At 69.0% G+C, this 25202-nt stretch carries 20 protein-coding genes; 5 read left to right on the plus strand and 15 right to left on the minus strand.

Annotated elements, in window-relative coordinates; genetic code table 11:
* Nucleotides 1–42 precede the first annotated feature (42 nt).
* The 3 genes from AC5I49_RS17370 to AC5I49_RS17380 all read left to right on the plus strand — a co-directional run bounded on the left by AC5I49_RS17370 (nucleotide 43) and on the right by AC5I49_RS17380 (nucleotide 4017).
* A complete protein-coding gene (locus AC5I49_RS17370; RefSeq protein ID WP_016447950.1) occupies nucleotides 43–309 on the plus strand; it encodes a XapX domain-containing protein in 267 nt (88 codons plus the stop codon).
* A 124-nt stretch (nucleotides 310–433) separates the two neighbouring features.
* Complete coding sequence (locus AC5I49_RS17375; RefSeq protein WP_046241013.1) at nucleotides 434–2332, plus strand: amidohydrolase; 1899 nt, start codon at nucleotides 434–436, stop codon at nucleotides 2330–2332.
* Between the two features lie 11 nt (nucleotides 2333–2343).
* Nucleotides 2344–4017, plus strand: coding sequence for an MFS transporter (locus tag AC5I49_RS17380; RefSeq protein WP_495789652.1), 1674 nt, complete (start codon nucleotides 2344–2346; stop codon nucleotides 4015–4017).
* 49 nt (nucleotides 4018–4066) lie between these two features.
* Here AC5I49_RS17380 and AC5I49_RS17385 read toward each other — a convergent pair whose 3' ends face one another.
* From AC5I49_RS17385 to mdlC, 9 genes are all read right to left on the minus strand, one after another.
* Complete coding sequence (locus tag AC5I49_RS17385) at nucleotides 4067–4705, minus strand: response regulator transcription factor (RefSeq protein WP_016453182.1); 639 nt, start codon at nucleotides 4703–4705, stop codon at nucleotides 4067–4069.
* Entirely contained in the window at nucleotides 4698–5798 is a 1101-nt protein-coding gene (locus AC5I49_RS17390) for a sensor histidine kinase (RefSeq protein ID WP_133072285.1), read from the minus strand. Before AC5I49_RS17390 ends, AC5I49_RS17385 begins: the two co-directional genes overlap by 8 nt.
* 62 nt (nucleotides 5799–5860) lie before the next feature.
* Entirely contained in the window at nucleotides 5861–7180 is a 1320-nt protein-coding gene (locus tag AC5I49_RS17395) for a TolC family protein (RefSeq protein ID WP_495789653.1), read from the minus strand.
* Nucleotides 7181–7191: 11 nt separating this feature from the next.
* Complete coding sequence (locus tag AC5I49_RS17400; protein WP_495789654.1) at nucleotides 7192–10365, minus strand: efflux RND transporter permease subunit; 3174 nt, start codon at nucleotides 10363–10365, stop codon at nucleotides 7192–7194.
* Nucleotides 10362–11573: an efflux RND transporter periplasmic adaptor subunit gene (locus AC5I49_RS17405; protein WP_133072287.1), complete on the minus strand. Its 1212-nt coding sequence runs from the start codon at nucleotides 11571–11573 to the stop codon at nucleotides 10362–10364. Before AC5I49_RS17405 ends, AC5I49_RS17400 begins: the two co-directional genes overlap by 4 nt.
* A 453-nt stretch (nucleotides 11574–12026) precedes the next feature.
* Nucleotides 12027–13025 (minus strand): Bug family tripartite tricarboxylate transporter substrate binding protein, encoded by a 999-nt coding sequence (locus AC5I49_RS17410; protein WP_141830153.1) that lies wholly within the window; start codon nucleotides 13023–13025, stop codon nucleotides 12027–12029.
* Nucleotides 13026–13095: 70 nt separating this feature from the next.
* Nucleotides 13096–14070 carry a Bug family tripartite tricarboxylate transporter substrate binding protein gene (locus tag AC5I49_RS17415; RefSeq protein ID WP_495789655.1) on the minus strand — a complete coding sequence of 325 codons (975 nt, stop codon included), beginning with the start codon at nucleotides 14068–14070 and terminating at the stop codon, nucleotides 13096–13098.
* A gap of 42 nt (nucleotides 14071–14112) precedes the next feature.
* Nucleotides 14113–15051, minus strand: coding sequence for a ketopantoate reductase family protein (locus AC5I49_RS17420; RefSeq protein WP_495789656.1), 939 nt, complete (start codon nucleotides 15049–15051; stop codon nucleotides 14113–14115).
* Between the two features lie 28 nt (nucleotides 15052–15079).
* Nucleotides 15080–16714, minus strand: a complete 1635-nt coding sequence (mdlC, locus tag AC5I49_RS17425; RefSeq protein WP_495789657.1) for a benzoylformate decarboxylase — start codon at nucleotides 16712–16714, stop codon at nucleotides 15080–15082.
* Between the two features lie 130 nt (nucleotides 16715–16844).
* Between mdlC and AC5I49_RS17430 the strand changes: the two genes are divergently transcribed.
* Both AC5I49_RS17430 and AC5I49_RS17435 read left to right on the plus strand, forming a co-directional pair.
* Entirely contained in the window at nucleotides 16845–17774 is a 930-nt protein-coding gene (locus AC5I49_RS17430; protein WP_209798861.1) for a LysR family transcriptional regulator, read from the plus strand.
* A gap of 175 nt (nucleotides 17775–17949) precedes the next feature.
* On the plus strand, nucleotides 17950–18732 hold the full coding sequence (locus AC5I49_RS17435; protein WP_012203473.1) for a 3-hydroxybutyrate dehydrogenase: 783 nt from the start codon (nucleotides 17950–17952) through the stop codon (nucleotides 18730–18732).
* 48 nt (nucleotides 18733–18780) lie between these two features.
* Here AC5I49_RS17435 and AC5I49_RS17440 read toward each other — a convergent pair whose 3' ends face one another.
* From AC5I49_RS17440 to AC5I49_RS17465, 6 genes are all read right to left on the minus strand, one after another.
* On the minus strand, nucleotides 18781–19785 hold the full coding sequence (locus AC5I49_RS17440) for a tripartite tricarboxylate transporter substrate binding protein (RefSeq protein WP_495789658.1): 1005 nt from the start codon (nucleotides 19783–19785) through the stop codon (nucleotides 18781–18783).
* Nucleotides 19786–19978: 193 nt separating this feature from the next.
* Nucleotides 19979–20860 carry a carboxylating nicotinate-nucleotide diphosphorylase gene (nadC, locus tag AC5I49_RS17445; RefSeq protein ID WP_016447964.1) on the minus strand — a complete coding sequence of 294 codons (882 nt, stop codon included), beginning with the start codon at nucleotides 20858–20860 and terminating at the stop codon, nucleotides 19979–19981.
* A gap of 124 nt (nucleotides 20861–20984) precedes the next feature.
* The gene (locus AC5I49_RS17450; protein WP_013804059.1) at nucleotides 20985–21935 is read right to left on the minus strand and encodes an NUDIX hydrolase; all 951 of its coding nucleotides are present in this window, start codon (nucleotides 21933–21935) and stop codon (nucleotides 20985–20987) included.
* A gap of 198 nt (nucleotides 21936–22133) precedes the next feature.
* Entirely contained in the window at nucleotides 22134–23282 is a 1149-nt protein-coding gene (locus AC5I49_RS17455) for a PDDEXK nuclease domain-containing protein (RefSeq protein WP_495789659.1), read from the minus strand.
* Nucleotides 23283–23712: 430 nt separating this feature from the next.
* Entirely contained in the window at nucleotides 23713–24600 is an 888-nt protein-coding gene (locus AC5I49_RS17460; RefSeq protein ID WP_495789660.1) for an SMI1/KNR4 family protein, read from the minus strand.
* Between the two features lie 188 nt (nucleotides 24601–24788).
* Nucleotides 24789–25139 carry a CbrC family protein gene (locus AC5I49_RS17465; protein WP_495789661.1) on the minus strand — a complete coding sequence of 117 codons (351 nt, stop codon included), beginning with the start codon at nucleotides 25137–25139 and terminating at the stop codon, nucleotides 24789–24791.
* Nucleotides 25140–25202 lie beyond the last annotated feature (63 nt).

A 25202-nucleotide genomic window follows, 5' to 3' on the forward strand; every position in this document is an offset into this window, starting at 1 on the left:
CAGCACGCGCCAGCAGGCAAGTCCCTTCTCAGGAGTCGAACCATGAAGCTCTACGCACTCTCCTTAGGAGCCGGCCTGCTGGTCGGCGTGGTCTACAGCCTGCTGCAGGTGCGCTCGCCCGCACCGCCGCTGGTGGCCCTGGTCGGCCTGCTGGGCATCCTGGCCGGCGAGCAGATCGTGCCCGTGGGCCGGCACCTGCTGCAGGGCATGGACCTGCGCAGCGCCTGCAGCAAGACGCAGGCCACCGAGCATGTGCTGGGCGAGTTGCCCGGTCGCAAGAGCACCGATGCCGATCGGCAGCACGGCTGACCTCTCCCCAAACCTTCAAGAAAACTGCACCATGACCACGCGCAGAAAAGTCCTGGGCTCCGCAGCCACCCTTGCCATGGGTGGACTGCTGGGTTGCACCACCAACGCTCGCCAAGGAGCCTCCATGTCCGATTCCACGCCCGAAGTCGTCTTCCACAACGGCCGCTTCACCACCCTGAACAAGGCCCAGCCCACGGCCACCGCCGTGGCCGTGAAGGACGGCCGGTTCATCGCCGTGGGCACGGACGCCGAGGTGCTGGCCCTGGCCGGCAGCGGCACGCGCCGCATCGATCTGCAGCGCCGCAGCGTGCTGCCCGGCCTGTTCGACAACCACACGCACGTGATCCGTGGCGGCCTGAACTTCAACCTGGAGCTGCGCTGGGACGGCGTGCGCTCGCTGGCCGATGCGCTGGACATGCTCAAGCGCCAGGTGGCCAACACGCCCGCGCCGCAGTGGGTGCGCGTGGTCGGCGGTTTCACCGAACACCAGTTCGTGGAAAAGCGCCTGCCCACCATCGAGGAGATCAACGCCATCGCGCCCGACACGCCGGTGTTCCTGCTGCACCTGTATGACCGCGCCCTGCTCAACGCGGCCGCCCTGCGCGCCGTGGGCTACACCCGCGACACGCCCGAGCCCGCAGGCGGCGAGATCACGCGCGATGCCAACGGCAACCCCACGGGCCTGCTGCTGGCCAAGCCCAACGCCACCATCCTCTATGCCACGCTGGCCAAGGGTCCCAAGCTGCCGCTGGACTACCAGGTCAACTCCACGCGCCACTTCATGCGCGAACTCAACCGCCTGGGCGTGACCGGCGTCATCGATGCGGGCGGGGGCTTTCAGAACTACCCCGACGACTACGAGGTGATCCAGAAGCTCAGCGAGGCCAACCAGATCACCGTGCGCCTGGCCTACAACCTGTTCACGCAAAAGCCCAAGGAGGAGAAGGCCGACTTCCTCAACTGGACGCAGAGCGTGAAATACAAGCAGGGCAACGACTATTTCCGCCACAACGGCGCGGGCGAGATGCTGGTGTACTCGGCCGCCGACTTCGAGGACTTCCGCCAGCCGCGCCCCGACATGCCGCCCAGCATGGAGGGCGACCTGGAGGAAGTGGTGCGCGTGCTGGTGCAGAACCAATGGCCGTGGCGCCTGCATGCCACCTATGACGAGACCATCTCGCGCGCGCTCGATGTGTTCGAGAAGGTGCACCGCGACACGCCCATCGACGGCCTGAACTGGTTCTTCGACCATGCCGAGACCATTTCGGACAAGTCCATCGACCGCATTGCGGCCCTGGGCGGCGGCGTGGCCGTGCAGCACCGCATGGCCTACCAGGGCGAATATTTCACCGAGCGCTACGGCGCACGCGCCACCGAGGCCACGCCGCCCGTCAAGAAGATCCTGGAGCGCGGCGTGAAGACCTCGGCCGGCACGGACGCCACGCGCGTGGCCTCCTACAACCCCTGGGTGTCGCTGTCGTGGATGGTGACGGGCAAGACCGTGGGCGGCCTGCAGATGTACCCCCAGCGCAACCTGCTGGACCGCGAGACCGCGTTGCGCATGTGGACCGAGAACGTGGCCTGGTTCTCCAACGAGGAAGGCCTGCGCGGCCGCATCCAGGTGGGCCAGCTGGCCGACATGATCGTGCCCAGCAAGGACTATTTCGCCGTGCCCGAGGACGAGATCTCCTTCCTCACCTCCGACCTCACCGTGGTGGGCGGCCGCGTGGTCTATGGCGCAGGCCCCTTCCAGCAGCATGACGACAACCCGCTGCCGCCGGCCATGCCCGACTGGTCGCCCGTGCGGCGCTTCGGCGGCTACGGCGCCTGGGGCGAGCCCGAGGGCGCGGGCAGGAACTCGCTCAACCCCGCGCGCTACCGCAGCCTGGCGGCGGCCTGCGGCTGCGGCACCAGCTGCGGCATGCACGGCCACCGCCATGCCGACGCCTGGGCATCGAACGTGCCGACCTCGGACCCCCGAAGCTTCTTCGGCGCGCTGGGCTGCTCCTGCTGGATGGCCTGAGGAGCAAGGCCATGTCCATCGATTCCAAGCCGTCTGCCCCAGCTGTTGCCGGCAGTTCCTCCGGCAGCTTCGCGCCGCTGCGACAGCCCGTGTTCGCCGTGCTGTGGGCGGCCACGGTGCTGGGCAATATCGGCAGCTTCATGCGCGATGTGGCCAGCTCCTGGATGGTGACCGAGCTGTCGGCCAGCCCGGCCGCCGTGGCCCTGATCCAGACGGCGGCCACGCTGCCCATCTTCCTGCTGGCGATTCCGGCCGGTGTGCTGTCCGACATCCTGGACCGCCGACGCTTCCTGATCGGCATCCAGATCCTGCTGGCCGCCGTCAGCGCCAGCCTGCTGCTGCTGGCCCGCACCAACACGCTGACCGTGGAGTACCTGGTGGCGCTGACCTTCGTGGGCGGCATAGGCGCGGCGCTGATGGGGCCGACCTGGCAGTCCATCGTGCCCGAGCTGGTGCCGCGCAGCGACCTCAAGAACGCGGTGGCGCTGAACTCGCTGGGCATCAACATCGCACGCGCCCTGGGCCCTGCGGCCGGCGGCCTGCTGCTGGCCAGCTTCGGCGCGGCGGCGGCCTACGGCGCGGACGTGGTCAGCTACGTGTTCGTGATCGCCGCGCTGGTCTGGTGGAAGCGCCCCAAGGCCGAGGCATCGGCGCTGAACGAGCAGTTCTTCGGCGCATTCCGCGCAGGCCTGCGCTATGCCCGCTCCAGCCGCGAGCTGCATGTGGTGCTGCTGCGCGCCGCCGTGTTCTTCCTGTTCGCCAGCTCGGTCTGGGCCCTGCTGCCGCTGGTGGCGCGGCGCATGCTGGGCGGCTCGGCAGGCTTTTACGGCGTGATGCTGGGCGCCGTGGGCGCAGGCGCCATCCTGGGCGCGCTGGTGCTGCCGCGCCTGCGCAAAAGGCTGGATGCCGATGGCCTGGTGCTCCTGTCCTCCGTGCTCAGCGCCGCCGTGATGGCCGCGCTGTCCACGGCACCGCCGCAATGGGCCGCCGTGCTGCTGATGCTGGTGCTGGGCCTGGGCTGGATCATTGCGCTGACCACGCTCAACGGCGTGGCCCAGGCGGTGCTGCCCAACTGGGTGCGCGGCCGCGGGCTGGCCATCTACCTGATGGTGTTCAACGGCGCCATGGCGGGCGGCAGCCTGGCCTGGGGGCTGTTCGCGCAGGGCGTGGGCGTTCCCACGGCACTGCTGATCGGCGCGGCGGGCCTGGTGGCCATCTCGCTGGTGTTCCACCGCATCAAGCTGCCCACGGGCGAGGCGGACCTGCAGGCCTCCAACCACTGGCCCGAGCCGCTGCTGGCCGAACCGGTGGCCCATGACCGTGGCCCGGTGATGATCCAGGTGGAGTACCAGGTGCGCCGCGACGACCTGCCAGCCTTCATCGAGGTCATGCAGCATGTGGCGCGCGAGCGGCGGCGCGACGGCGCCTATGCCTGGGGCATCGCCGAGCACACGGGCGAGCCGGGCCGGGTGATCGAGTGGTTCCTGGTGGAGTCCTGGGCCGAGCATCTGCGCCAGCACCAGCGCGTGTCCAGGGCCGATGCCGATCTGCAGGCCCAGGCGCTGCGCTTTCATATCGGCCCCGAGCGGCCCGTGGTCCACCACTTCCTGGCGCTGGACGCCGCCAGTGCAACCAGTGCCGCCAGCGGGCCTGCGCAGGCACCGGCGCACGGCCACGCCCACTGAAGCGTTGCGGCAGGCCTGCCCTGGCCTGCGCCCGGCCTGCCAGGACACCTCAGCGGATATCCAGCCGCTCCAGCGCACGCACCAGGTCGGCCAGCGTGCGCACCTGCATCTTGCGCATGGCCTGGCTGCGGCGCACCTTGACCGTGATTTCGCTCACGCCCAGGTCTGCCGCGATCTGCTTGTTCAGCAGGCCGCGCACCACGCCCACGACCACTTCCTGCTCGCCGGGCGACAGCGACTGCCAGCAGGCGCGCAGCGCCTGTTCGCCGGCCTCCAGCGCGCGGCGCTGGCGGTCCAGGGCAATGCCCTGCTGGATGGCGTCGAGCAGGTCCTGGTCGCGGAAGGGCTTGGTCAGGAACTCGATGGCGCCGGTCTTCATGGCCTCCACGCTCATGGGAATGTCGCCATGGCCGGTGATGAAGATGGTGGGCAGCTTCAGGCCCAGCTCCAGCATCTGGCGCCGGAAGTCCATGCCGCTTTGCCCCGGCATGCGGATGTCCAGCACCAGGCAGGCCGGCCCCTGCGGCGGCTGCCGCTGCCAGTGGTCCAGAAACTCGCGCGTGGCGCCGAAGGCGCGCACGCACAGGCCCACCGAGGCCAGCAGGTCCTCGATGGCTGCGCGCACCGAGGGGTCGTCATCGACGATGTAGACCAGTGCCTCGGCTTCGGCGGTGGAGGGTTCAGCCATGGCGCAATCCCGTGGAAGGCCTGGCGCCCGTGGCCGGGGCGCAGGCGATGGTGACGTGAAAAGCCGTGCCCCCGCGCCCGTCCTCGCGGTCCGTGGCCCAGATTCGGCCGCCGTTGGCCTCGGCCATGTGGCGGCAGATGTTCAGGCCCAGGCCCATGCCGTCGGGCTTGGTGGTCCAGAAGGCATCGAACAGGTGGGTGCGGGCCAGCGGCGACAGGCCTTCGCCCGCATCGGCCACGGTCAGCACCAGCTGCTGGCCCAGGGCCTGCGTGGCGATGGCGATGCGCCGCTGCGCGGCCGGTGTGTGCTGCATGGCGTCCATGGCATTGAGCAGCAGGTTGGCCAGCACCTGCTGGATGTGCACGCGGTCGGCCCAGGCCGGCTGCAGCGCGGTCGCCAGCTGCAGGTCCAGGGCCACGCCGCGCCGGTCCAGCTCGGCGTCCGACAGGCGGGCCATTTCGCGCACGGCCTCGTTGAGGTCGAAGGACTGCCGGCTGGGTGCGTCTCCGCGTGCCATGCTGCGGATGCGGGCGATGACATCGCTGGCGCGCTGCGCATCGCCCAGGATGCGCTCCAGCGCCTGGCCGGCCTTGGCGAGGTTGGGCGGCTCCTGGGCCAGCCAGCGCTGGCAGGCGTTGCCGCTGGTGACGATGGCCGCCAGCGGCTGGTTGACCTCATGGGCGATGGAGGCCGTCAACTGCCCCAGGCTGGTGGTCTGGGTGATGCGCAGCAGCTGGGTGCGCGCCGCATGGGCCGCGTTCTGGGCCGCCACCATCTTCAGGCCCAGATAGGCCGTGATGGCAATGGCCAGGATGCTGATCACCATGTTGATCAGTCCGGTGCGATAGGCACCGGCAGGCGTGAGCGCAAAGCTGGCCAGGGTCAGCACGATGCACAGCGCCGTGAGGCCGATGACCACGCGCGGGCTGAACCAGCGCACCGCCACCAGGATGATGGCGGTGTGGAACACGGCGGCCGCCACGGCGTAGTCGGTCAGCGTGTCCAGCGCGAAGATCGCGGCCATGGCGACGCCCATGGCCGCCAGGATCAGGGCCCGGGGCCAATGGGGAAAGCGGCGCAGAGCGGTGGTCATGGCGTGCAGGGCTGCGATGAGGGCGTGTCGATTGTGTCGCAAGATGCCCTGCCCTCCCGCGCTCAAAGCGCGGGCCGGCGGCCCACGCTCAGCTGCAGCTCCACCGTGGCCTTGGCCAGCTCGGTCTCTGCCTCCAGCGATCCCAGGTAGGCCTCGTCGGCCGAGCGCTGGGCGGACAGCAGCTCCAGCAGCGAAGCCTCGCCATGCCGGTAGGACAGGCGCATGCCTTCGAGCACGCGCTGCGCATCGCGCAGCACGCCGTCGCGGTAGCGCTGCACGTTCTCGCGCGCGGCGCTCAGGCGAAAGCGGGCGGCGCGCACATCGGCCTCGGCCCGGTTCTGGGCCTGCTGCAGGGCCAGCATGGCCTGGGTGACGGCCGCCTCGGCCTGCACCAGGTCGCCCCGGTCCAGGCGCGACAGCGGCAGCGGCACGCTGACCGAGACCGACAGCGTGCGCGAGCGCCCGCCGCCATCGAAGGGATTGCCCTGGGCGTCCGTGCCACCGGCCGTGGCGGGCACGGCGGCCATGCCCACGGCCAGCGTGGGATTGACCCAGCGGTTGGCCTGGGCCAGGCCCGCGTTGTCGCGCGCATGCTCCAGCGCCGCCTGGGCTATGCGCACCTCGGCGCGCGACTGCAGGGCCTGGGCGACCAGGGCATCGGCATCCTCCGGTCCCGAGTCTTCGGCCAATTCCATGAAGCCGCATTGCAGCGTGTCGCTGGCAAAGACTTCGGACAGGCGGCGCCCCAGCGGGACGGACAGCGCCAGCCGCGCGGTCTGCGCCTCGGCGCGCGCCTGCACCACCTCGGCCTGGAAGCGGTCGCGCTCCACGCGCGACTGCAGCCATTCCACGCCGCCGATGTCGCCGGCCTTGCGCCGCAGCTCGTTGGCCTGCACCACATCGTCCAGCGCCTTCAGCGTCTGCTGCTTGCGCTCCAGCGCCAGCGAGTCGCGGCAGGCCTGGGTGTAGTCCTGGGCGGCATCGGAGAAAAGCTGGCTGCGCACGCCTTCAAGGCCGGCCTCGGACAGGCGCACCTGGCTGCGTGCGGACTGGATGCGCGCGGCGCGCTTGCCGCCCGTCTCCAGCTCCATGCTGATCTCGTAGTTGCGCGTGGTGGGCCGGGGCTGGCCGGTGCGCACCTGCTCGCGCGAGGCACCCAGCGTGAGGCTGGGGTCGGGGCGTATGCCGGCGATGCCGATGCCGGCACGCGCGGATTCCACGCCCTGCTCCTCCGAGCGCAGCAGGGGGCTGTGCTGCTCCACGGCGTTGAGGTAGTCGGAAAAGCGCAGGCCGGCGGACGGCGCCGTCTGCGCCTGGGCTGCGGCGCCAAGGCACAGCAGCAGGGCCAGGGCCTGCCTGGGGAAGAAAGGGGTCGTTTGCATGGCGACTCGCATCAATGGGGTTGGCTCGTTGCGGTGCGATGCCCGCCCTCGTGCTCGGCGGCATCCGGATCGCCGCTCTCACCGCGTTCAGCGGCGCGGCGCTGGCGGCGCTCGGCCGCGCGGACGGCACGGGCCTCGATCACGTAGTAGAGGTTGGGCAGCAGCAGCAGGGTCAGCAAGGTGGCGCTGAACAGGCCGCAGACCACGACGGTGGCCAGGGGCCGCTGCACGTCGCTGCCCAGGCCCGTGGCCAGCATGGCCGGCGTGAGACCGAAGGCGGCGACGGTGGCCGTCATCAGCACGGGGCGCATGCGGCTGGAGGCACCTTCGAGCACGGCTTCGCGCAGGCCCAGGCCGTCCTCGCGGCGCAGGCGGTTGATCTGCGAGACCATGAGTACGCCCGAGAGCACGGCCACGCCGAACAGCGCGATGAAGCCCACGGCGCTGGAGACGTTGAGCGTCATGCCGCGCAGGTGCAGGCCCGCAAAGCCGCCGATCATGGCCAGCGGCACCACGCCCAGCACCAGCAGCGGCTGGCGCAGGTTGCCGAACTCGCCGAACAGCAGCACCAGCATGATGCCCAGCGTCAGCGGCAGGATCATCAGCAGCCGCGCCTCGGCCCGCTGCAGGTTCTCGAACTGGCCGCCCCACTCGATGTGCAGCTTCTGGCGGTCGTAGTCCAGGTGCTGGTCGATGGCGGTGTGCGCATCCTTGAGGAAGCCCGCCAGGTCGCGGCCGCGCACATTGAGCTTGACGAGGATGTGGCGCTCGCCGCCCTCGCGCACGATGACGCTCTGGCCCACGGTGGTGGTGATGCGCGCCACGTCGGCCAGCGGCACCTGGGCGCCATTGGCGGCCGACAGGCGCAGCGCGCCGATGGCCTCGGGGCTGCTGCGCGTGTCGGGCGTGAAGCGCACGGCCATGTCGTAGCTGCGCTCGCCCACGTAGAGCTGGCCGATGGAGGCCCCGCCCACGCCGGTGGAGATGAGCTGCGCCACCTCGGAGGCATTGATGCCGTAGCGCGCGGCAGCGGCGCGGTCCAGCGCAATGCGCAGGTTGGGCAGCGGCGGCTCCACGTCCACGGCCACATCGGCCGCGCCGGGCACTTTCTCCAGCACGGCCACCAGGGCATCGGCGACGCGCCGGTCCTCGGCCAGGTCCTGGCCGAAGACCTTCACCGTGAGGTCGCTGTGCGCGCCGGACAGCTTGTCCTGCACGCCGTCGATCATGGGCTGCATGAAGCCCACGGAGTAGCCGGGCAGCTGGTCGAAGCGCGCGGCCATCTTCGCGATCAGCTGCTGCTTGGTCAGGCCCGACTTCCATTCGCCATAGGGATGCAGGCCCACGCTGGCCTCGATGTGCGAGGGCGTCCAGTAGTCGGTGCCGTCATCGTTGCGCCCGGTCTGGGTGACGATGTAGGAGACCTCGGGGAACTCCAGCGCAGCGCTGCGCAGCGCGTCGGCCATGTCGCGCGCCTTGTCCAGCGTGATGCCGGGCGGCATCTGCACCTGCAGCCAGATGGAGCCTTCGTCCAGGTACGGCAGGAAGTCGCGGCCCATGGTGCCGGCCAGCACGCCCAGCGCCAGCAGCGAGGCCGCCACGGCCCCCGCCAGCCAGCGCACGCGGCCCACGGCCGCGCCCAGGAAGCGGTCATAGCCCACGCCCAGCCGGTGCAGCACGGGGTTGTGGAAGATCCTGCGCGGCCTGCGGAAGGCCAGCCAGGCCAGGGCCGGCGTGAGCAGCAGGGCCACGGCCAGCGCCCCCACCAGGGCCGCGCCCACGGCGCTGGCCATGGGCGAGAACAGCTTGTACTCGATGCGCTCGAAGGCGAACAGCGGCAGGTAGGCGGCCGCGATCACGCACATGCCGAAGAAGATGGGCCGCGCCACCTGCAGCGTGGCCGTGATGGCGTCCCTGGGCGTGAGCGGCCGGTTCTGGTCGGCCTCGCGGCGCCGCAGGATGTTCTCGACCACGACCACGGCGCCGTCCACCAGGATGCCGAAGTCGATGGCGCCCAGCGACAGCAGGTTGGCCGGAATCTTCGCGTGGTGCATGAAGATGAAGGCCAGCAGCAGCGCCATGGGAATGGTCAGCGCCACGATCAGCGCCGCGCGCGGGCTGCCCAGAAAGACCAGCAGCACCAGGGTGACGACGATCAGGCCTTCGGCCAGGGTCTTGCCCACGGTGTGGGTGGTGCGCTCGATCAGCGTGGTGCGGTCCAGGTAGGGCACGACCTTCACGTCGGGCGGCAGCAGCTTGCCGTTGAGCTCCTCCACGGCGGCATGGATGCCCTCCAGCGCCTGCGAGGGGTTGGAGCCCTTGAGCAGCAGCACGATGCCCTGCAGGGTGTCGGAGTTGCCGTCCTTGCCCAGGATGCCACGCCGCTCCACGTTGCCGTAGGTCAGCCGCCCCAGGTCCTTGACCAGCACGGGCGTGCCGCTGTCCGTGGTCTTGACGACCACGTTGCCCATGTCGTCCAGCGAGCCCAGCAGGCCCACGCCGCGCACCACATAGGAGACATCGCCCCGGTCGATGACGCTGCCGCCGCCGCTGGCGTTGTTGGCATTGATGGCCTCGATCACCTGGGACAGCGCCAGCCCGTACTGCAGCAGCCGCGCCGGGTCCAGCTCCAGCATGAACTGCGTGGTCAGGCCGCCGAAGTTGGTCACGTCCACCACGGACTGGGCCTTCTTCAGGCGCGGGATCACCACCCACTGCTGCAGCTCGGACAGCTCGCGCAGGCTGCGCACCGGGCTTTCCAGCGTGTAGCGGTAGACCTCGCCCGTGGGCGAGCTGTAGGGGTCCAGCCCGGCGCGGGCACCATAGGGCAGCGTGACCTCGTCGATGCGCTCCTTCAGGCGCTGGCGCGCCCAGTAGCCGTCCACGCCGTCCTCGAAGACCACGGTAATCAGGGACAGCGCGAACAGGCTGCGCGAGCGCAGCACGTGCATGCCGGGCGTGGCCAGCAGGGCGCGCTCCAGCGGGATGGTGATCTGCTGCTCGATCTCCTCGGCCGCAAGGCCTGGCACCTGGGTGACGATCTGCGAGGTCACGTCGGCAATGTCGGGATAGGCCTCCAGCGGCAGCTGCTTCCAGCTGAACACGCCATACAGGGCCGCGAAGCAAAAGACCAGCCAGACCACGCCGCGGCGCGAAAAGCCGATGTTGACGATGCGCTCGATCATTGCAGCAGCACTCCCCCGTTGACCACCACGCGCTCGCCGGCCGCCAGGCCCGAGAGGATCTCGGCCTGGCCGTCCTGCTGCGCGCCGACCTGCACGTCACGCGGCTCGAAGCGCCAGCCGCCCTTGTCCACGAAGACGCGCGTGCTGACCTGGCCCTGCAGCAGGGCCGCGGCCGGCACCATCACGGCCTGGCGCGCCGGGGCGTCGAAGCCCACGCGCGCAAACATGCCGGGGCGCAGCCGCCCTTCGGGGTTGTCCACGGCCACGCGCACCTTGACGCTGCGCGTGGCGGTGTCCACCAGCTCGCCCACGTACTGCACGCGGCCCTGCAGCTGCAGGTCGGGATAGGCGGCCAGCGCGATGTGGGCCTGCTGGCCCACGTCCACATGGGCCAGGTCGCGCTCGCTGACGCTGGCGCTGAGCCAGACCTTGCGCAGGTCGGCCACGGTCATGACGGAGGCATTCACATCGTTCCAGTAGCCGCCCTGCGAGCCCGCCATCTCGACCACGCGGCCGCTGATGGGCGACTTGACCACGTAGCTGCCGCGCGAGCCTTCCTGCACGGCCGCACCCAGCTGGGACAGATGATCGGAGGCGGCGCGCGCATCGGCACCTGCTGCGGCCAGCGACTGCTGCGCGGCCTCGTAGTCCTTGCGCGCGGCGATCTCGGCATCGAACAGCAGCTTCTGGCGGTCGAATTCCTGGCGCGCGTGCAGCAGCGCGGCCTGGGACTTGGCGTGCTCGGCACGCACGCTGGAGATCTCGGAGGAGTCCATGGTGATCAGCGCATCGCCGGCCTTCACCGCATCGCCCAGCTGGTGGTGCAGGCGCACCAGGCGGCCCGCCACGGGCGGCGTGATGCGGACCAGCTTTTCAGGCTCGGCCTCGATGGTGGCGGGGGCCGACAGGCGGGTCTGCAGCGGCTGCAGCGCGATCTCGGCCACCTGCAGGCGCTCGCGCAGCGGCGAGCCTTCGGGCACCACGATGAGGTTGCCTTCGCGGCGCACGGGAGCCGGCTGCGGGGCGGCGGTGGCGGGGGTTGCTGCTGCAGCCGGGGTTTCGGCCGGGCCGTTGCAGGCGGCCATGGCCACGCTGATCAGCAGCCCGCCCACAGGCCAGGCGGCCGCCAGCAAGGGATGGCGCGGGTGCAGGCCATGGGGTCGGCCATGGGGTCGGCCTGGTCGTTCAGAAGCGAGAAAGCGGGTCATCCTGAGGTCTCCGGGCGCCACGGACCCGCGCAGACCTCTCGCCCCTTCAGGCGATCACAGGCCTCCGCCCGGGTCCGGGCAGATCAAGAAATGGAAGAAGGGAAAGGCGGAAAGAGGCGGCGCGGCAGCGCCTGGCAGGATCGGGATCGGAATCAGGATCGGGGTCCATGGGGTACTCCTTTGCGTGTGGGTGGCGCAGTCCCCGTGCAGGCCGGGAGCCCTGTTTGCTGCAGTGCAATATGTGCCCGGAATTATCAAAGGCGAAAGTGCCTGCGGCCAGCCTTTGTTGGGAAGGTTGGCCTGTTCATTGGTGGATGCGGGATATACCTTCGTATAGAAGATGGCCGGCACAAGGGCCCCTCGGCCTGGCCTGGCCCGGCCCAGCCCGGCCCGGAAAGCAAAAAGCCGCCAGCGCGGAGCGGGCGGCTTGCGGGCGATGGCCTGCGGGAAAGCTCAGTCCACTTTCAGGCCGATGGCTTTCACCAGTTCGCCGAAGCGCTCGCGCTCGGTGGCGTGGTGGTCGATGAAGGCCTTGCGGCTCAGGGGCGCGGGCGTGGCTCCCAGGGTGAGGATGACGTCGTTGACGTTCTTTTGCTCCAGCGCCTTGGCCACGGCAGTGCGAACGGCCTCGATCACCGATTCGGGCGTGCCCGTGGGCGCGTAGAGGCCGAACAGCGTGTCCGCATCAAAGCCCGGCAGGCCGCTTTCGGCCAGCGTGGGCACGTTGGGGTACTGCGGCGAGCGGTGCGGGCTGCCGATGGCCAGCAGGCGCAGCTTGCCCGCCTCGACCTGCTTGAGGCCCGGGCCCGGGTCGAACCAGAACTGCAGCTGCCCGCTGAGCACGTCGCTGAGCGCCGGGCCCGCGCCCTTGTAGGGGGCGTGCACGGCATCGACGCCAGCCATGCGCTTGAACATCTCGCCAGCCAGGTGCGGCGAGCTGCCCTGGCCCGGCGAGCCGTAGGACAGCTTGCCGGGATTGGCCTTCAGGTGCTTGATGAACTCGGCCACGTTGGTGGCGGGCACGGCGGGATTGGTCTCCAGGAACACATGCACGCGCGCCACGGCAGCCACGGGCGTCAAATCCTTTTCGGGATTGAAGGCCAGCTTGCTGTAGATCATCGGATTGATGGTGATGGCCCCGCCCGAGCTGAGCAGCAGCGTGTAGCCATCCTTGGGCGCGCGCACGGTTTCGCTGATGCCGATGTTGCCGCCCGCGCCGGGCTTGTTGTCCACCACCACCGACTGGCCCAGCACCTGGGACATGGTGGGCGTGATGGCGCGCGCCAGCACATCGGCCGCACCGCCGGGCGCGAAGTTCACGACCAGGCGCACGGGACGCTCGGGCCATTTGTCGCCGGCCTTCTGCGCCAGCGCAGGGACCGAGGCCGTCGCGCCCAGCAGGGCCAGCAGGCCCAGGCGGCGCCAGCGGCTGAAGGGATTTGTCTTGTGCATGAGCTATGTCTCCTTGGGTTATGAGTTCTTGAAAACGGTGAGGGCGCCTGAAGCAGCAGCGGCGCTACGGTCAATCCAGCCGAATGCCCGCCGACTCGATGACCTGGCCCCAGCGCCGGCTTTCGCTGCGCCAGTAGTCGCGCATCTGCGCAGGCGTGCCGGGCAGCGGCTCCAGCGACAGCGCCTCGAAGCGCGCCAGCACGGCAGGCGAGCGCAGCGCCTGCTGCAGCGCCACGGACCAGGCCTGTACGGTGGCGTCGTCCGTGCCTGCGGGTGCGACCAGGCCCTGCCATGCATGGGCCTCGAAATCCTTCACGCCCTGCTCGGCCAGCGTGGGCACGCCCGGGTGGCTCTTGAGACGCTCGGCGCTGGCCACGCCGATGACGCGCAGCTTGCCGGCCGCAATGTGCTGGGCCGCCGCCGCGCTGTCGGCCAGCATGAAGGGGATCTGGCCGCCGATCACATCGATCAGGGCCGGCCCCGCGCCGCGATAGGGCACATGGGACATCTTCACGCCCAGGCGCTGGGCCAGCAGTTCGGTGGCCAGGTGGTGGGGCGTGCCCAGGCCCGGGCTGCCATAGCTGACGGGGCCTGGCTGGGCCTTCACCCACTGCGTGAACTCCTGCAGGTTGTGCACCGGCAGCTGGTTGCCGACCACGAGGAACAGCGGAAAGCGCGCCAGCAGGCCGATGGGCACGAAGTCCTTCTCGGCGTTGTAGGCCAGCTTGCGAAACAGGTGGGGGTTGGCCGCCAGCGTGGCGAAGTCGGCCGTGAAGACCAGGCTGCCCAGCTCGCGCGTGCGCGCCGCGTATTCGGCGGCGATGTTGGTGCCTGCACCGGGCTTGTTCATGACGACCACGGTGCGGCCCAGGGCCTTGCCAAAGGACTCGCCCACGCCGCGCGCCACGGCGTCCGAGCCGCCGCCTGCGGCAAAGCCCACCACCCATTCGATGGGCTTGCCGGTCTGGGCGTGTGCCGTGTCCATGCCCAGCAGGGGCGGGGCGCCTATGGCCAGTGCGGCCTTGAGTGCTTGTCTGCGCAGCATCTTGTCTCCTTCTTGTAGTGGCTCGTTTTGCCTTGAGCGCGTTCAGCGCGGTGCGACGGCGCCCGCGTTCTCCGACAGGCTGACCAGTGCATGCAGCGTGCGCGTCACGGGCACGGCAATGCCCAGGCGGTCGGCCACCTGCAGCACGGCGCCATGGATGGCGCCCGTCTCGGTGGCACGGCCGGCCAGCAGGTCCTGCAGCATCGAGGGCTGGTGGCCCCGGTGATGGTCCAGCGCATCGCGCACGGCCGCGCCCACGCGCTCGGCACTGGCAGCGACGCCATGGGCATGGGCGACGGACAGCACCTCGTCCAGCACGCGCTGCAGCAGGGCCTCGCCCTGCGGATTGGCCAGTCCGTCCACGGTCTGGCGCGTCACCGCGCACACGCCGTTGAAGGCGGCATTGAAGGCCAGCTTTTCCCAGATGGCTTCCTGCACCTGCGGGTCGATGCGGCAATGCATGCCTGCGCGGTTGAGTTCATCCGCCAGCAGGTCGAAGACCGCGCTGCGCTGGCCGTCGCAAGGCATGAAGCGGATACCGCCCTGCCCCATGGAGCTGACCTCGCCCGGCGATATCACGCGCGCAGGCCAGGTGGTCACGCCCACGGCGATGCGTTCGAGCGGCACCATTTCACGCAACACATCGGCATGGCCTATGCCGTTTTGCAGGCTCAGGAAATGCGTGTCCGGCCCGATGAGATGGGCAATGCCCTGCAGCGCGGCCCGCGTATGGGCCGACTTGGTGAAGACCAGCCACAGCGCCGGCCCCGCCGTGAGCTGCTCGGCCCGCGCTGCATGCACGCGGGCCTGCAGCAGCCCCTCATCGGTGTGGCAGCGCGCGCCATCGCGGTTCAGGGCCTGCAGCAGTTCGTCGTTCACATCGACCAGGGTCACGTCCAGGCCGACGTTGGCCAATCGTGCGGCGAACAAGGTGCCCATGGCGCCTGCGCCGAGGATGCCTATGCTTCTTGTGTTTTCCATTGCCGTGTCTCCTGCAGGGGGCTTCGCCTCAGGCGACTTCGACCTCGACCACGATGGGCTTGGGATGGGCCAGCGCGCGGGCCAGCACATCGGCCAGCTCGGCAGCGTTCTCCACATGCACGCCGTCGCAGCCCTGGCCCCGCGCCAGCGCCACGAAGTCGATGTCGGGCAGTTCCGTGCCCTCGACCTTCTCGCCCTCGCGGTAGCCGAAGACATGGGCGAAGTCCTGCAGCGCCGCATAGCGGCGGTTCTTGAGGATCACGAAGCTGATGGGCAGGCGCAGCTGGGCTGCACTCCAGAGGGCCTGGATGGCATACATGGCCGAGCCGTCGCCGATGACGGCGACCACCTTGGCCTCGGGCTTTGCCAGCGCCACGCCCACGGCGGCCGGCATGCTGTGGCCCAGGCCGCCGCTGCACATGGTGTAGAAGGTGCCCGAGTGGAAGATGGGCAGGTAGGTCTGGATGGTGGAGCGCGAGCTGGGCGCCTCTTCCACCACGATGCTGTGGCGGTCTCGCACCTGGGCCAGCGTGTGCATGGCAAAGGCCACCGACATGCGCTCGCCTGCGGCGGGCGCGGCCGGCACGGGCGCTGCGGGCCGGGGTGCGGGCGCCTGGCGCGGTGCGGGCGCGAGGCGCTGCAGCAGCTCCTCCACGCCCATGCGCACATTGCCCACGGCGGCCGTGCCCACGGGGGCCCAGGCGGCAATGGCCGGGTCCTCGATCAACTGGTAGAGCGCCGTGCCTTCGGGGATGTGCGGGCCCTCGCCTTCCACGTGGTAGGTGAAGGCGGCCGCGCCCACGGCGAAGACCACGTCATGGCCGGACAGCAGCTGCACGATGCGCTCGCGCATGGCGGGCAGGAAGCCGGCGAACAGGGGATGGTCCTCGGGGAAGCTGCAGCGCCCGCTCATGGGGGCCACGAAGACGCGGGCCTGGTGGCGCTCGGCCAGCGCGACCACGGCATCCCAGCCCTGGGCCCGGTCCACGGCCGCGCCCACGACCAGGGCCGGGGCGCGCGCGGCGTCCAGCGCCTGGCCGATGAGGTCCAGCGTGCGCGGATCGGGCCGCGTCTCGAAGCCCACATGGCGCAGCGTGACGGGCTCGGCCGGCTTGTCCCAGTCATCGGCGGGAATGGAGACCAGCACGGGGCCGCGCGGCTCCTGCATGGCGATGTAGTAGGCACGCGCCAGCGCCTGGGGCACGTCTTCGGCGCGCGCGGGCTCGCAGCTCCACTTCACATAGGGCTTGGGCAGCTCGGCGGCCTGGCTGGAGTGCAGGAAGGGGTCGAACTGCAGCAGCGAGCGCGCCTGCTGGCCCGCCGTGATAACCAGGGGCGTGCGGTTCTTGAAGGCCGTGAAGATGTTCGCCATGGCGTGGCCCACGCCCGCGGCCGAGTGCAGGTTCACGAAGCTGGCATTGCGCGTGGCCTGGGCGTGGCCGTCGGCCATGCCCACGACGACGGTTTCCTGCAGGCCCAGCACATAGGAGAAGTCTTCGGGGTAGTCGCGGAACAGCGGCAGCTCGGTCGAGCCCGGGTTGCCGAAGATGCGCGTCATGCCCAGCTCGCGCAGCATGGCGATCACGGCATGGCGCACGGTGTAGGTCGCGGTGGAGGGGGACGCCTCGGCGGGCTGGCTGCGCGGTGTGGTGGGTGCTTGCAAGATGGGGTCTCCTGGGAAATGGGCCGGCCGCCCGGTGCGTGCCGCGCGGTGGCCATGGAAGTCGGTGCCCATGGTGCAGGCGCTTATGATTTCCAGCAATTGAATAAACTATCTAAGAGATATTCACCAAATGGATATCAAGAACCTGGACCTCAACCTGCTGCGCGTCTTCGACGCCGTGTACCGCCACTGCAGCGTCAGCCGCGCGGCCGAGGAGCTGGGCATGTCCCAGCCCGCCGCCAGCCAGGCCGTGACGCGGCTGCGCCTGCTGCTGGGCAATCCGCTGTTCGAGCGCGCGCACGCAGGCGTGCGCCCCACGCCGCGTGCCGAGCGCTTGGCGCTGGCCGTGCGCCAGGCGCTGGAGGTGCTGGAAGTCGCCATGTCCGAGGCCCAGAGCTTCGAGCCGCTGCAGGCGCGCCAGCGCTTTCGCATCCACCTGAGCGACATCGGCGAGGCGCGCTTTCTGCCGCCGCTGATGCAGGCGCTGCACCAGCGCGCCCCGCATGTGCAGCTGGAGACCCTGCCCATGCCGCTGGACGGCATTGCCGATGCGCTGGACCGGGGCACGCTGGACATCGCCATCGGCTTTCTGCCGGGTGGCACGCGGACCCGGCAGACCGTGCTGCTGTCCGACCACTACGGCGTGCTGCTACGCAGCGGCCACCCCGCGCTGGCGCAGGTGCCCGAAGACGCGCCACTGGCTCTGGCCACGCTGCGCCAGCTGGATTTCGCGGCCGTGCGCTCGCATTCGGAGACGCTGCGCATCCTGCAGGCGCTGCGGCTCGATGAGCGCATCCGCCTGTCGGCCGCACATTTCATGGCCGTGCCCTCCATCGTGGGCAAGACCGACCTGGCGGTGATCATGCCGGCCGAGATCGCGGCCGGCTTTGTCGAGCGCGGCGGCTATGCGGTGCGCGATGCCGACCTGCCCGATCACCGCTTCGACGTGTCGCTGCACTGGAGCTGGCGCTTCGAGCAGGAACCGGCCAAGCGCTGGCTGCGCGAACTGGTCTGCGAGCTGTTCCAGCAGCCCCGGCACCGCGAGGCCGCCGCGCCCTGAAGGGCCCGCCGTCACGGCCATGACTTGCGGGCTGCCAACACTAGCCTGGCCTGCCGACTCAGTTTCGTCTAAGAAACCGGCGCCAGACTGGTCCCTGCGCCGACAAGGGCACGCGGCCGGCCCCGCCGAAGATGGGCACCGGCCTGTTTCATCCACTCTCCAGGAAAGACTCACCATGCAACTCAAGGACAAGGTCGCCTTCATCACCGGCTCGGCCAGCGGCATCGGCAAGGAGATCGCCACGCTGTTCGCCAGCGAGGGCGCGCGCATCGTCATTGCCGACCTCAACAAGGAGGCAGCCGACGCCACGGCGGCCGAGCTGCGCGCCACGGGAGCGCAGGCCATGGGCGTGGCCGTGGACGTGACCGACGAGGCCCAGGTCAACGCCTCGGTCGAGGAGGCCGCCCGGGCCTTCGGCGGCATCGACATCCTGGTCAGCAATGCCGGGATACAGATCGTGCATCCGGTGGAGGAATTCAGCTTTGCCGACTGGAAGAAGATGCTGGCCATCCACCTGGACGGCGCCTTCCTCACCACGCGCGCCTGCCTCAAGCACATGTATGCGCAGGGCCGGGGCGGCAGCGTGATCTACATGGGATCGGTGCACTCCAAGGAAGCCTCGCTGCTCAAGGCGCCCTATGTCACGGCCAAGCACGGCCTGATCGGGCTGGCCAAGACCGTGGCCAAGGAAGGCGCCAAGCACGGCGTGCGCGCCAATGTGATCTGCCCGGGCTTCGTGCGCACGCCGCTGGTGGACAAGCAGATTCCCGAGCAGGCCCGCACGCTGGGCATCAGCGAGGACGAGGTCATCAAGAACGTGATGCTCAAGGAAACCGTGGACGGAGAGTTCACCACCACCGAGGACGTGGCCCGCGTGGCCCTGCTGTTCGCGGGCTTCCCCAGCAATGCGCTGACCGGCCAGTCGCTGGTGGTCAGCCACGGCTGGTTCATGCAGTAAGTCGCCAATCGGCCCTTCTCTGGCCCTTCTCTGGCTCTTCTCTGGCCCTCAATCGGCCTTCAGGCCCAGCGCCCGGGTCACGGCGGCATAGCGGTCGATGTCGGCCGCGATCAGCGCCTGGAATTGGTCTGGTGTCTGCCGCGCCAGGGTGTAGCCCTGGTCGCGCAAGCCAGCGCTGACGGCGGGATCGGCCAGCGCCTGCTCCAGCGTGTCATGCAATGCCTGCACCGTGGCCCGTGGCGTGGCGGCAGGTGCCAGCAGGCCGTGCCACTGCTCCACCGCAAAGCCCGGCAGGCCGCGCTCGGCCACCGTGGGAACGCCGGCCAGCTGCGGCAGCCGCTGCGGCGCCGTGACGGCCAGGGCGCGCACGCGGCCTGCAGCGATCATGGCCGCAGCACTGCTGGCCGTGACCATGCCCGCCGTCACCTGGCCTGCCGCCACGGCCGTGATGGCCGGGCCGCAGCCCTTGTAGGGCACATGCTGCACAAAGCGCTTCGCCTCCCGGGCCAGCATCTCGCCGGCCAGGTGCTGGGGCGTGCCGTTGCCGCAGGAGGCGAACAGCAGCGGCCGTTCCTGGCGCGCCTGGGCCAGCGCGTCCTCCAGCGTCTGCAGCGCGCTGTCCGCAGGCACGACCAGCACCGAGGCGATGGAGCCTGCGTTGAACACTGCCGTGAAGTCCTTGCGCGGGTCGAAGTCCAGGCGTTCGTAGACCCCGGGGTTGATGGCGAACGAGCTGTTGGCCATCAGCAAGGTGCTGCCGTCCGCTGCGGCCTGGGCCACGGCATGGGCGCCGATGTTGCCACTGGCGCCGGGCCGGTTCTCCACCACCACGGTCTGGCCCAGGCGCTGCTGCAGCTGCTCGCCCAGGCGCCGCGCCAGCAGGTCCGTGCCGCCGCCCGGCGGAAACGTCACGACGATGGTGATGGGCCGCTCCAGGCGCGTGCCGGCCTTGCCCGGCGCCGCCAGCCACAGCCCCGATGCGCCCGCCAGCAGCGCGCAGGCCGCCAGCGTCCAGAGTCCCCGTCGCTTCAAGGTACGCCCTTCAAAAAACATGGCAACTGCTCCACTGGGCCAGGTGCAAAAAACCGGCGCAGCCCAACTCAGGGACACCGAGCAAGGGCCTAAGCCGGCCGCGCCGCCCCGCAGCCAGGGTGTCGCCGGTTGCCCGGACGCCCCCTCCCGCGCAGCGAGAGAGGGCGCCGTGCACACGGGGGAAGCCGCGCAGCGGCTCAGGGGGTGCCTCATTTCAGGTGTCGAGGCCGATGTCGAGAACCCGGGCGCTGTGCGTGATCCAGCCCACGGCGATCTGGTCCACGCCGGTCTCGGCCACGGCGCGCGCCGTCTCGGGCGTGATGCGGCCCGAGGCTTCGGTCACCGCGCGCCCGCGCGCCATGGAGACGGCCGTGCGCAGCGTGTCCAGGTCCATGTTGTCCAGCAGCACCACTTCCACGCCCAGGGACAGCGCCACCTCCAGCTGCTCCAGCGTGTCCACCTCCAGCTGGATCTGCACCATGTGGCCCACGCCCGCGCGCGCCCGGGCCAGGGCTTCGGCCACGCCGCCGGCCAGCGCGATGTGGTTGTCCTTGATCAGCACGGCATCGTCCAGGCCGAAGCGGTGGTTGCTGCCGCCGCCCACGCGCACCGCGTACTTCTGCAGCGCGCGCAGGCCCGGCATGGTCTTGCGCGTGCAGGTCACGCGTGCGCCCGTGTCGGCGATGGCCCGCGCGATCGATGCCGTGGCCGTGGCCACGCCGCTCAGGTGGCACAGGTAGTTGAGCGCCACGCGCTCGGCGGTGAGGATGGCGCGCGCGCTGCCGTGGATGCGCGCGATCTCCTGGCCGGGCGCCAGTTCGCTGCCATCGCGCAGCACCGGCTCGAAACGCGACTGCGCATCCAGCGCACGGAACGCCAGCCGCGCCATGTCCAGCCCGGCCAGCACGCCCTCCTGGCGCGCCACCAGGCGCAGTTCGGCCTGTGCGTCGGCAGGAACAATGGCATCCGTTGTCAGGTCGCCCGCGCGGCCCAGGTCCTCCAGCAGGGCCGAGCGCACCAGCGGCTCCAGCATCAGGTCGGGCAGCGGCGGCACAGGCAGGCGGGCACTGAGGGCATTGGCAATATTAATGCTCATTTTGAGTATATGTAGGTCAAAAAAATGTGGCGCGCGGCCTTGCGGGCTTGAGCGAGGAACTTATGCTAGATACGAGCATAAGTGCTGTCAAGCCATTGTCACAATCGGGCAAGTGCCGTGCAGCTCAGGGGGAACCGTCGATGCCCTTGGCCAGCGGCAGCTTGCTGCCGGAGATGGCCCGCTCCAGCAGCACATCGCTGCGAAAGCGGAACAGCTTGGCCGGCCGGCCCGCCGAGCCCACCGTGAGCTGGCCGGTCTCCTCGACCAGATCCTGCTGCTCGATCAGGCGGCGAAAGTTCTGCTTGTGCAGCCCGCGCCCGGCCAGGGCCTCCACCGTCTGCTGCAGCTGCAGCAGCGTGAACTCGGGTGGCATCAGCTCGAACACCACGGGCCGGTACTTGATCTTGGCGCGCAGCCGCGCCATGCCCGTGGCCAGGATGCGGCGGTGGTCGTGGTGCATGGCCTCGCCAGGCAGCATGGCGGCCGCGCCATGGACGCGGTGGGCCGCCTCCTGCACCAGTCCGGCCTCGTACAGCAGCTCGTAGCGCTGCAGCACCATGTCCTCGTTCCAGGGCCCGCCGTCCAGGCCGAAGGCGATGTCCGCGCGCTGGCGCCGCAGCGCACGCTGGGCGCCGCGCGCCTCGGCCATCCAGGCATGCAGGCGCGGAGCGATGTGGGAGCGTAGCAGGGCCGGCTCGCCGCCGCGCCAGTCTTCCCAGGGAAAGTAGCGGTACCAGTCCTGCCAGACGGCCTGCCCCGCGCTGCGGTCGGCAGACTCGCGCGTCAGCCCCAGGTAGCTGACCGAGATCACGCGCGCCCCGCTGGCATCGGTGCGATCGCCATCGGCAAAGGTGTAGAGCTGCTCCATGTAGCCCAGCGGGTGATGGGTCTGCTCCTCCACCCAGGCGCGCAGGCCGGCCTGCAGCGAACGGTGCCCCACCTCGAACGGCCCCGCCGGCAGCAACTGCCCGTCCGCCGTGGTCAGCACGCGCGGCGTGCCCTGGGTCACCGCCGCCAGCACGGCAACGAGTTCGGCATGGATGGGAGAGGCTGCGGGACTGGTGGGGTGGGGCACGAAGGTGAGGGAGGTCGGTTGGCGGGATGGGTGATTATGGTGGGTTGAAGGGGCGGCTTCGAGCCCGGCACAGCAGACCGCCACGGGCCATCGGACGGTCAAATTCAACCTGTTGAGCGCTGGCGTGTTTTTCTATCGCATGACTACCCGCGGCGTTCGAGCTGTCGCAGGTACTTTTCCAGCAGTTCAGCGGTGTGCTCATTCATGCCCGCCTCCCAGCTCGCGCTCGATCTGTTCGATGCTTGGCAGGCTGCTTTGCAGGGTTTCCGGCAAGGCACGGGTGAGCTCGAAACCGGAAACGCCGATGGGCTTGTCCACGCCGCGCAGCGCATACTCGGCCAGCACGTGATTGGGTTTCTGGCACAGGATCAAACCGATGGTGGGTTGGTCGGTTGCGTGTCGCAACCTGTCGTCTACAACGTTGCAGTAGAAGTTCATCTTGCCCGCGTATTCCGGCTTGAAATCGCCCCGCTTGAGGTCGATGACCACGTAGCAACGCAGCTTGAGATGGTAGAACAGCAGGTCTATGTAGAAATCGTCTCCGGAAAGGTCCAGGTGGTATTGGCGCCCCACAAAGGCGAAGCCCTGGCCCAGCTCCAGGAGAAATTTTTCCAGATGGGTGATCAGACCGGTTTCCAACTCACGCTCATGGAAACCTGATTCCAACGTCAGGAAGTCGAACAGGTAAGGGTCCTTGAGCGTTTGCTGTACCAGGTCGGAATCCGGCGGAGGCAGGCGCAAGGCGAAGTTGCTGGCAGCTCTGCCTTGTCGCAGGTGCGCGGCTGTCTCGATCTGCATCAGCAGGACACTGCGGCTCCATCCGTTTTCGATGGCTGCGCACATGTACCAATGGCGTGCGCCCGGCTCCTTGACCTTGGCGATCAGTTCGGCGTGGTGGCCCCACGGCAGGGACAGCAGAACATCAGGAGCAAACACCTGTGCGCCATCTGCCGCCACCCCCGGCGCCAGGCGGCTTTGTGCCACAGCCTGTGGCACTTTTTCGCCGGGGGCAAGTTGTGCCACGGCCTGTGGCACTTTCTCTGTGCTCCCGGCTGTGGCAGCCAGAGAGGGATACTCGCGATAAAAAGCCAGCATGCGCTTGATGTTGCGCTCGGAAAAACCTTTTTCCTCCGGCAGTTCGTTGTGCAGATCCTTGGCCAGCCGAGGGATGACTGCGGCACCCCAGCCTTCCCGTTTCTGGCGCTGGTCGATCAGTGCCCCGATATCCCAATACAGGCGGATCAATTCGGCATTGACCGCCAGCATGGCCCGCGTCTGGGCATGGCGGACACGCTGCTTGATATCGGCCAGCAGTGCCGGGTAGTCGGCGGGCAGGTGGGTGCTCATACTGCGCCCCCGCTGGTGGCCCTGAGTGCGTCCGGAGGGAATTCTTCGCGCACCTCGGTCCGGGCGTCCCATCCAGCCTTTTCCATAGCCTGCGTGATGAACTTGGTACAGATATCGCGTTCGCCAAGCGCCTGCTTATCCATAGGACGTGATTCCTTTCTTGCTGGCGTTACCTTGCTCGGGCCTGTCTTTTCACCCTGTCGGGTGACGACGGGTCATCTTACGGCGCTCGCTCCGAAACAGCCTGGGCCTCTGCCAAGCAATCCAGCACGATCGGAAGCTCAATGTCCAGGCCCCCCCGGAGCATCTGCCTTGCATTCCCGAAGAAGAGTTCGGCACGGATGGGAGGGGCTGCGGAACTGGAGGGTGGAGGCGGTCGGTTGGCGGGATGGATGGCTATGGTGGGTTGAAGGCGCCGGCCTGCCCCCGGTCAGGCGTGCGCGTTCACACGGCCGCCGAGGTGCTGGTCCACCATGGCCTTGGCCTGTCCCAGGCTGCAGCCATGCTCGCTCTGGCAGGCCCTGATGGCCGCCATCTTCTGCAGGGGATCGGCGGCAAGGGTGCGCCAGTCGATCTTTGCGGGCTCTTGCACCAGGCCGGGCTGCGTGCTGCCCTCGTCCGATGAACACACTTCCCAGCGCGCCACGACGGGAAAGGAAAGGTCCACGGCGGGCAGCCGGTCCAGTTCGGCCGCCAGTTCATCTTGTGAAATCAATGAAGCCACCTGGCGAACACGCGCCCGGGGCCCGTCGCGCCAAGGCCTGATCTCCAAGGGACGCCGGCAGAAATCCTGCAGATAGCCTCCCGACTCCTGCGTCATGAAGCGCGTGGTCTGTGCGACATCGGCCCGCAACAATTGCCAAGCCTCCGGCTCCGACAATTCATCCAGCTGATCGCTCAGGTCCGCAAAGGCCTGCAGAAATCCCGCGCAGACAAAGTCATCGAAACAGGCGTGCGAAACGCTGCTGGCCTCGTCATCGTGCAACACCAGCGCCACGCCCACGCCATGCGTGTCCAGCGGCGTCAGGCACCAGGCATCGCCGGCGCCCGACTGGGCGAATGGCAAAAAGCGCCTGCCGTTCTGCGCGGAAGGATTGAGCCAGCCCTCGATGATTTCCCGGCTGGCTTCGGCGTCTATCCATTCGAAGTCCTGCCAACTCATGAACAAGGGCGGGTCCTGCAGGCAGCGCTGGCGCCAGGTATCAGCCCAATCCGGGCCGTAGTGGGTCTTTCCCGATGCCAGAAATTCCTTCAACAGTGGCGGCAAGGCAATGCCGGTCTGGGTGGAGAGCGTTTCGTAGTCGATCATCGGGTTCATCCCACATCCATATGCAGCCTATGCTCGCCGCAACGCACGCACCGGAAAAGGCAGCCTGAAATCATGCCGTCCTTGGACATCCGCTCCAGCATCCACTGGGCATCCTTTTTGTAGATGCCTTCCATGTCGGGCAGGACTTCAGCAAGGAAAGGCTCTACGGTCTGCCTGTCGGCGTGACCCAGGAAGACTCAGGGCTCGTTGCAGTGCGTGAGCCACACGGGCTGCTGCCAGGCCCTGTAGCCGGGCGTGCGCAGCGATACTTCCAGCAGCAGCTCCCTGGCGATGGCGGGCTCCGGGTCTGCCGGATCAGGCGACACGCCTTCGATATCGGTGTATCCCACAAGTTCGCCGTCGTATGTCTCGCAAGCCTGCCCGCTGGCAATGCACCAGGGACACAGGTAGTCGGGGCTTTGCTGGCTGTAGAACGGGCCTTCGTACTTGAGGCTGCGGTTTTGTCCGCAGCAGGAACACACACCCTCTTCCTGCTCGAAGACGGCTTCGTAGGCACCGGGATGGAATCTGAAATGCGGGCGGTCCATTTCAAGGTCTCTCTTTCCCCAATGGAAAGGCGCCATTGTCCATGGCGGCTCAGCGCGTGGAAA

The organism is Delftia sp. (assembly GCF_059499305.1).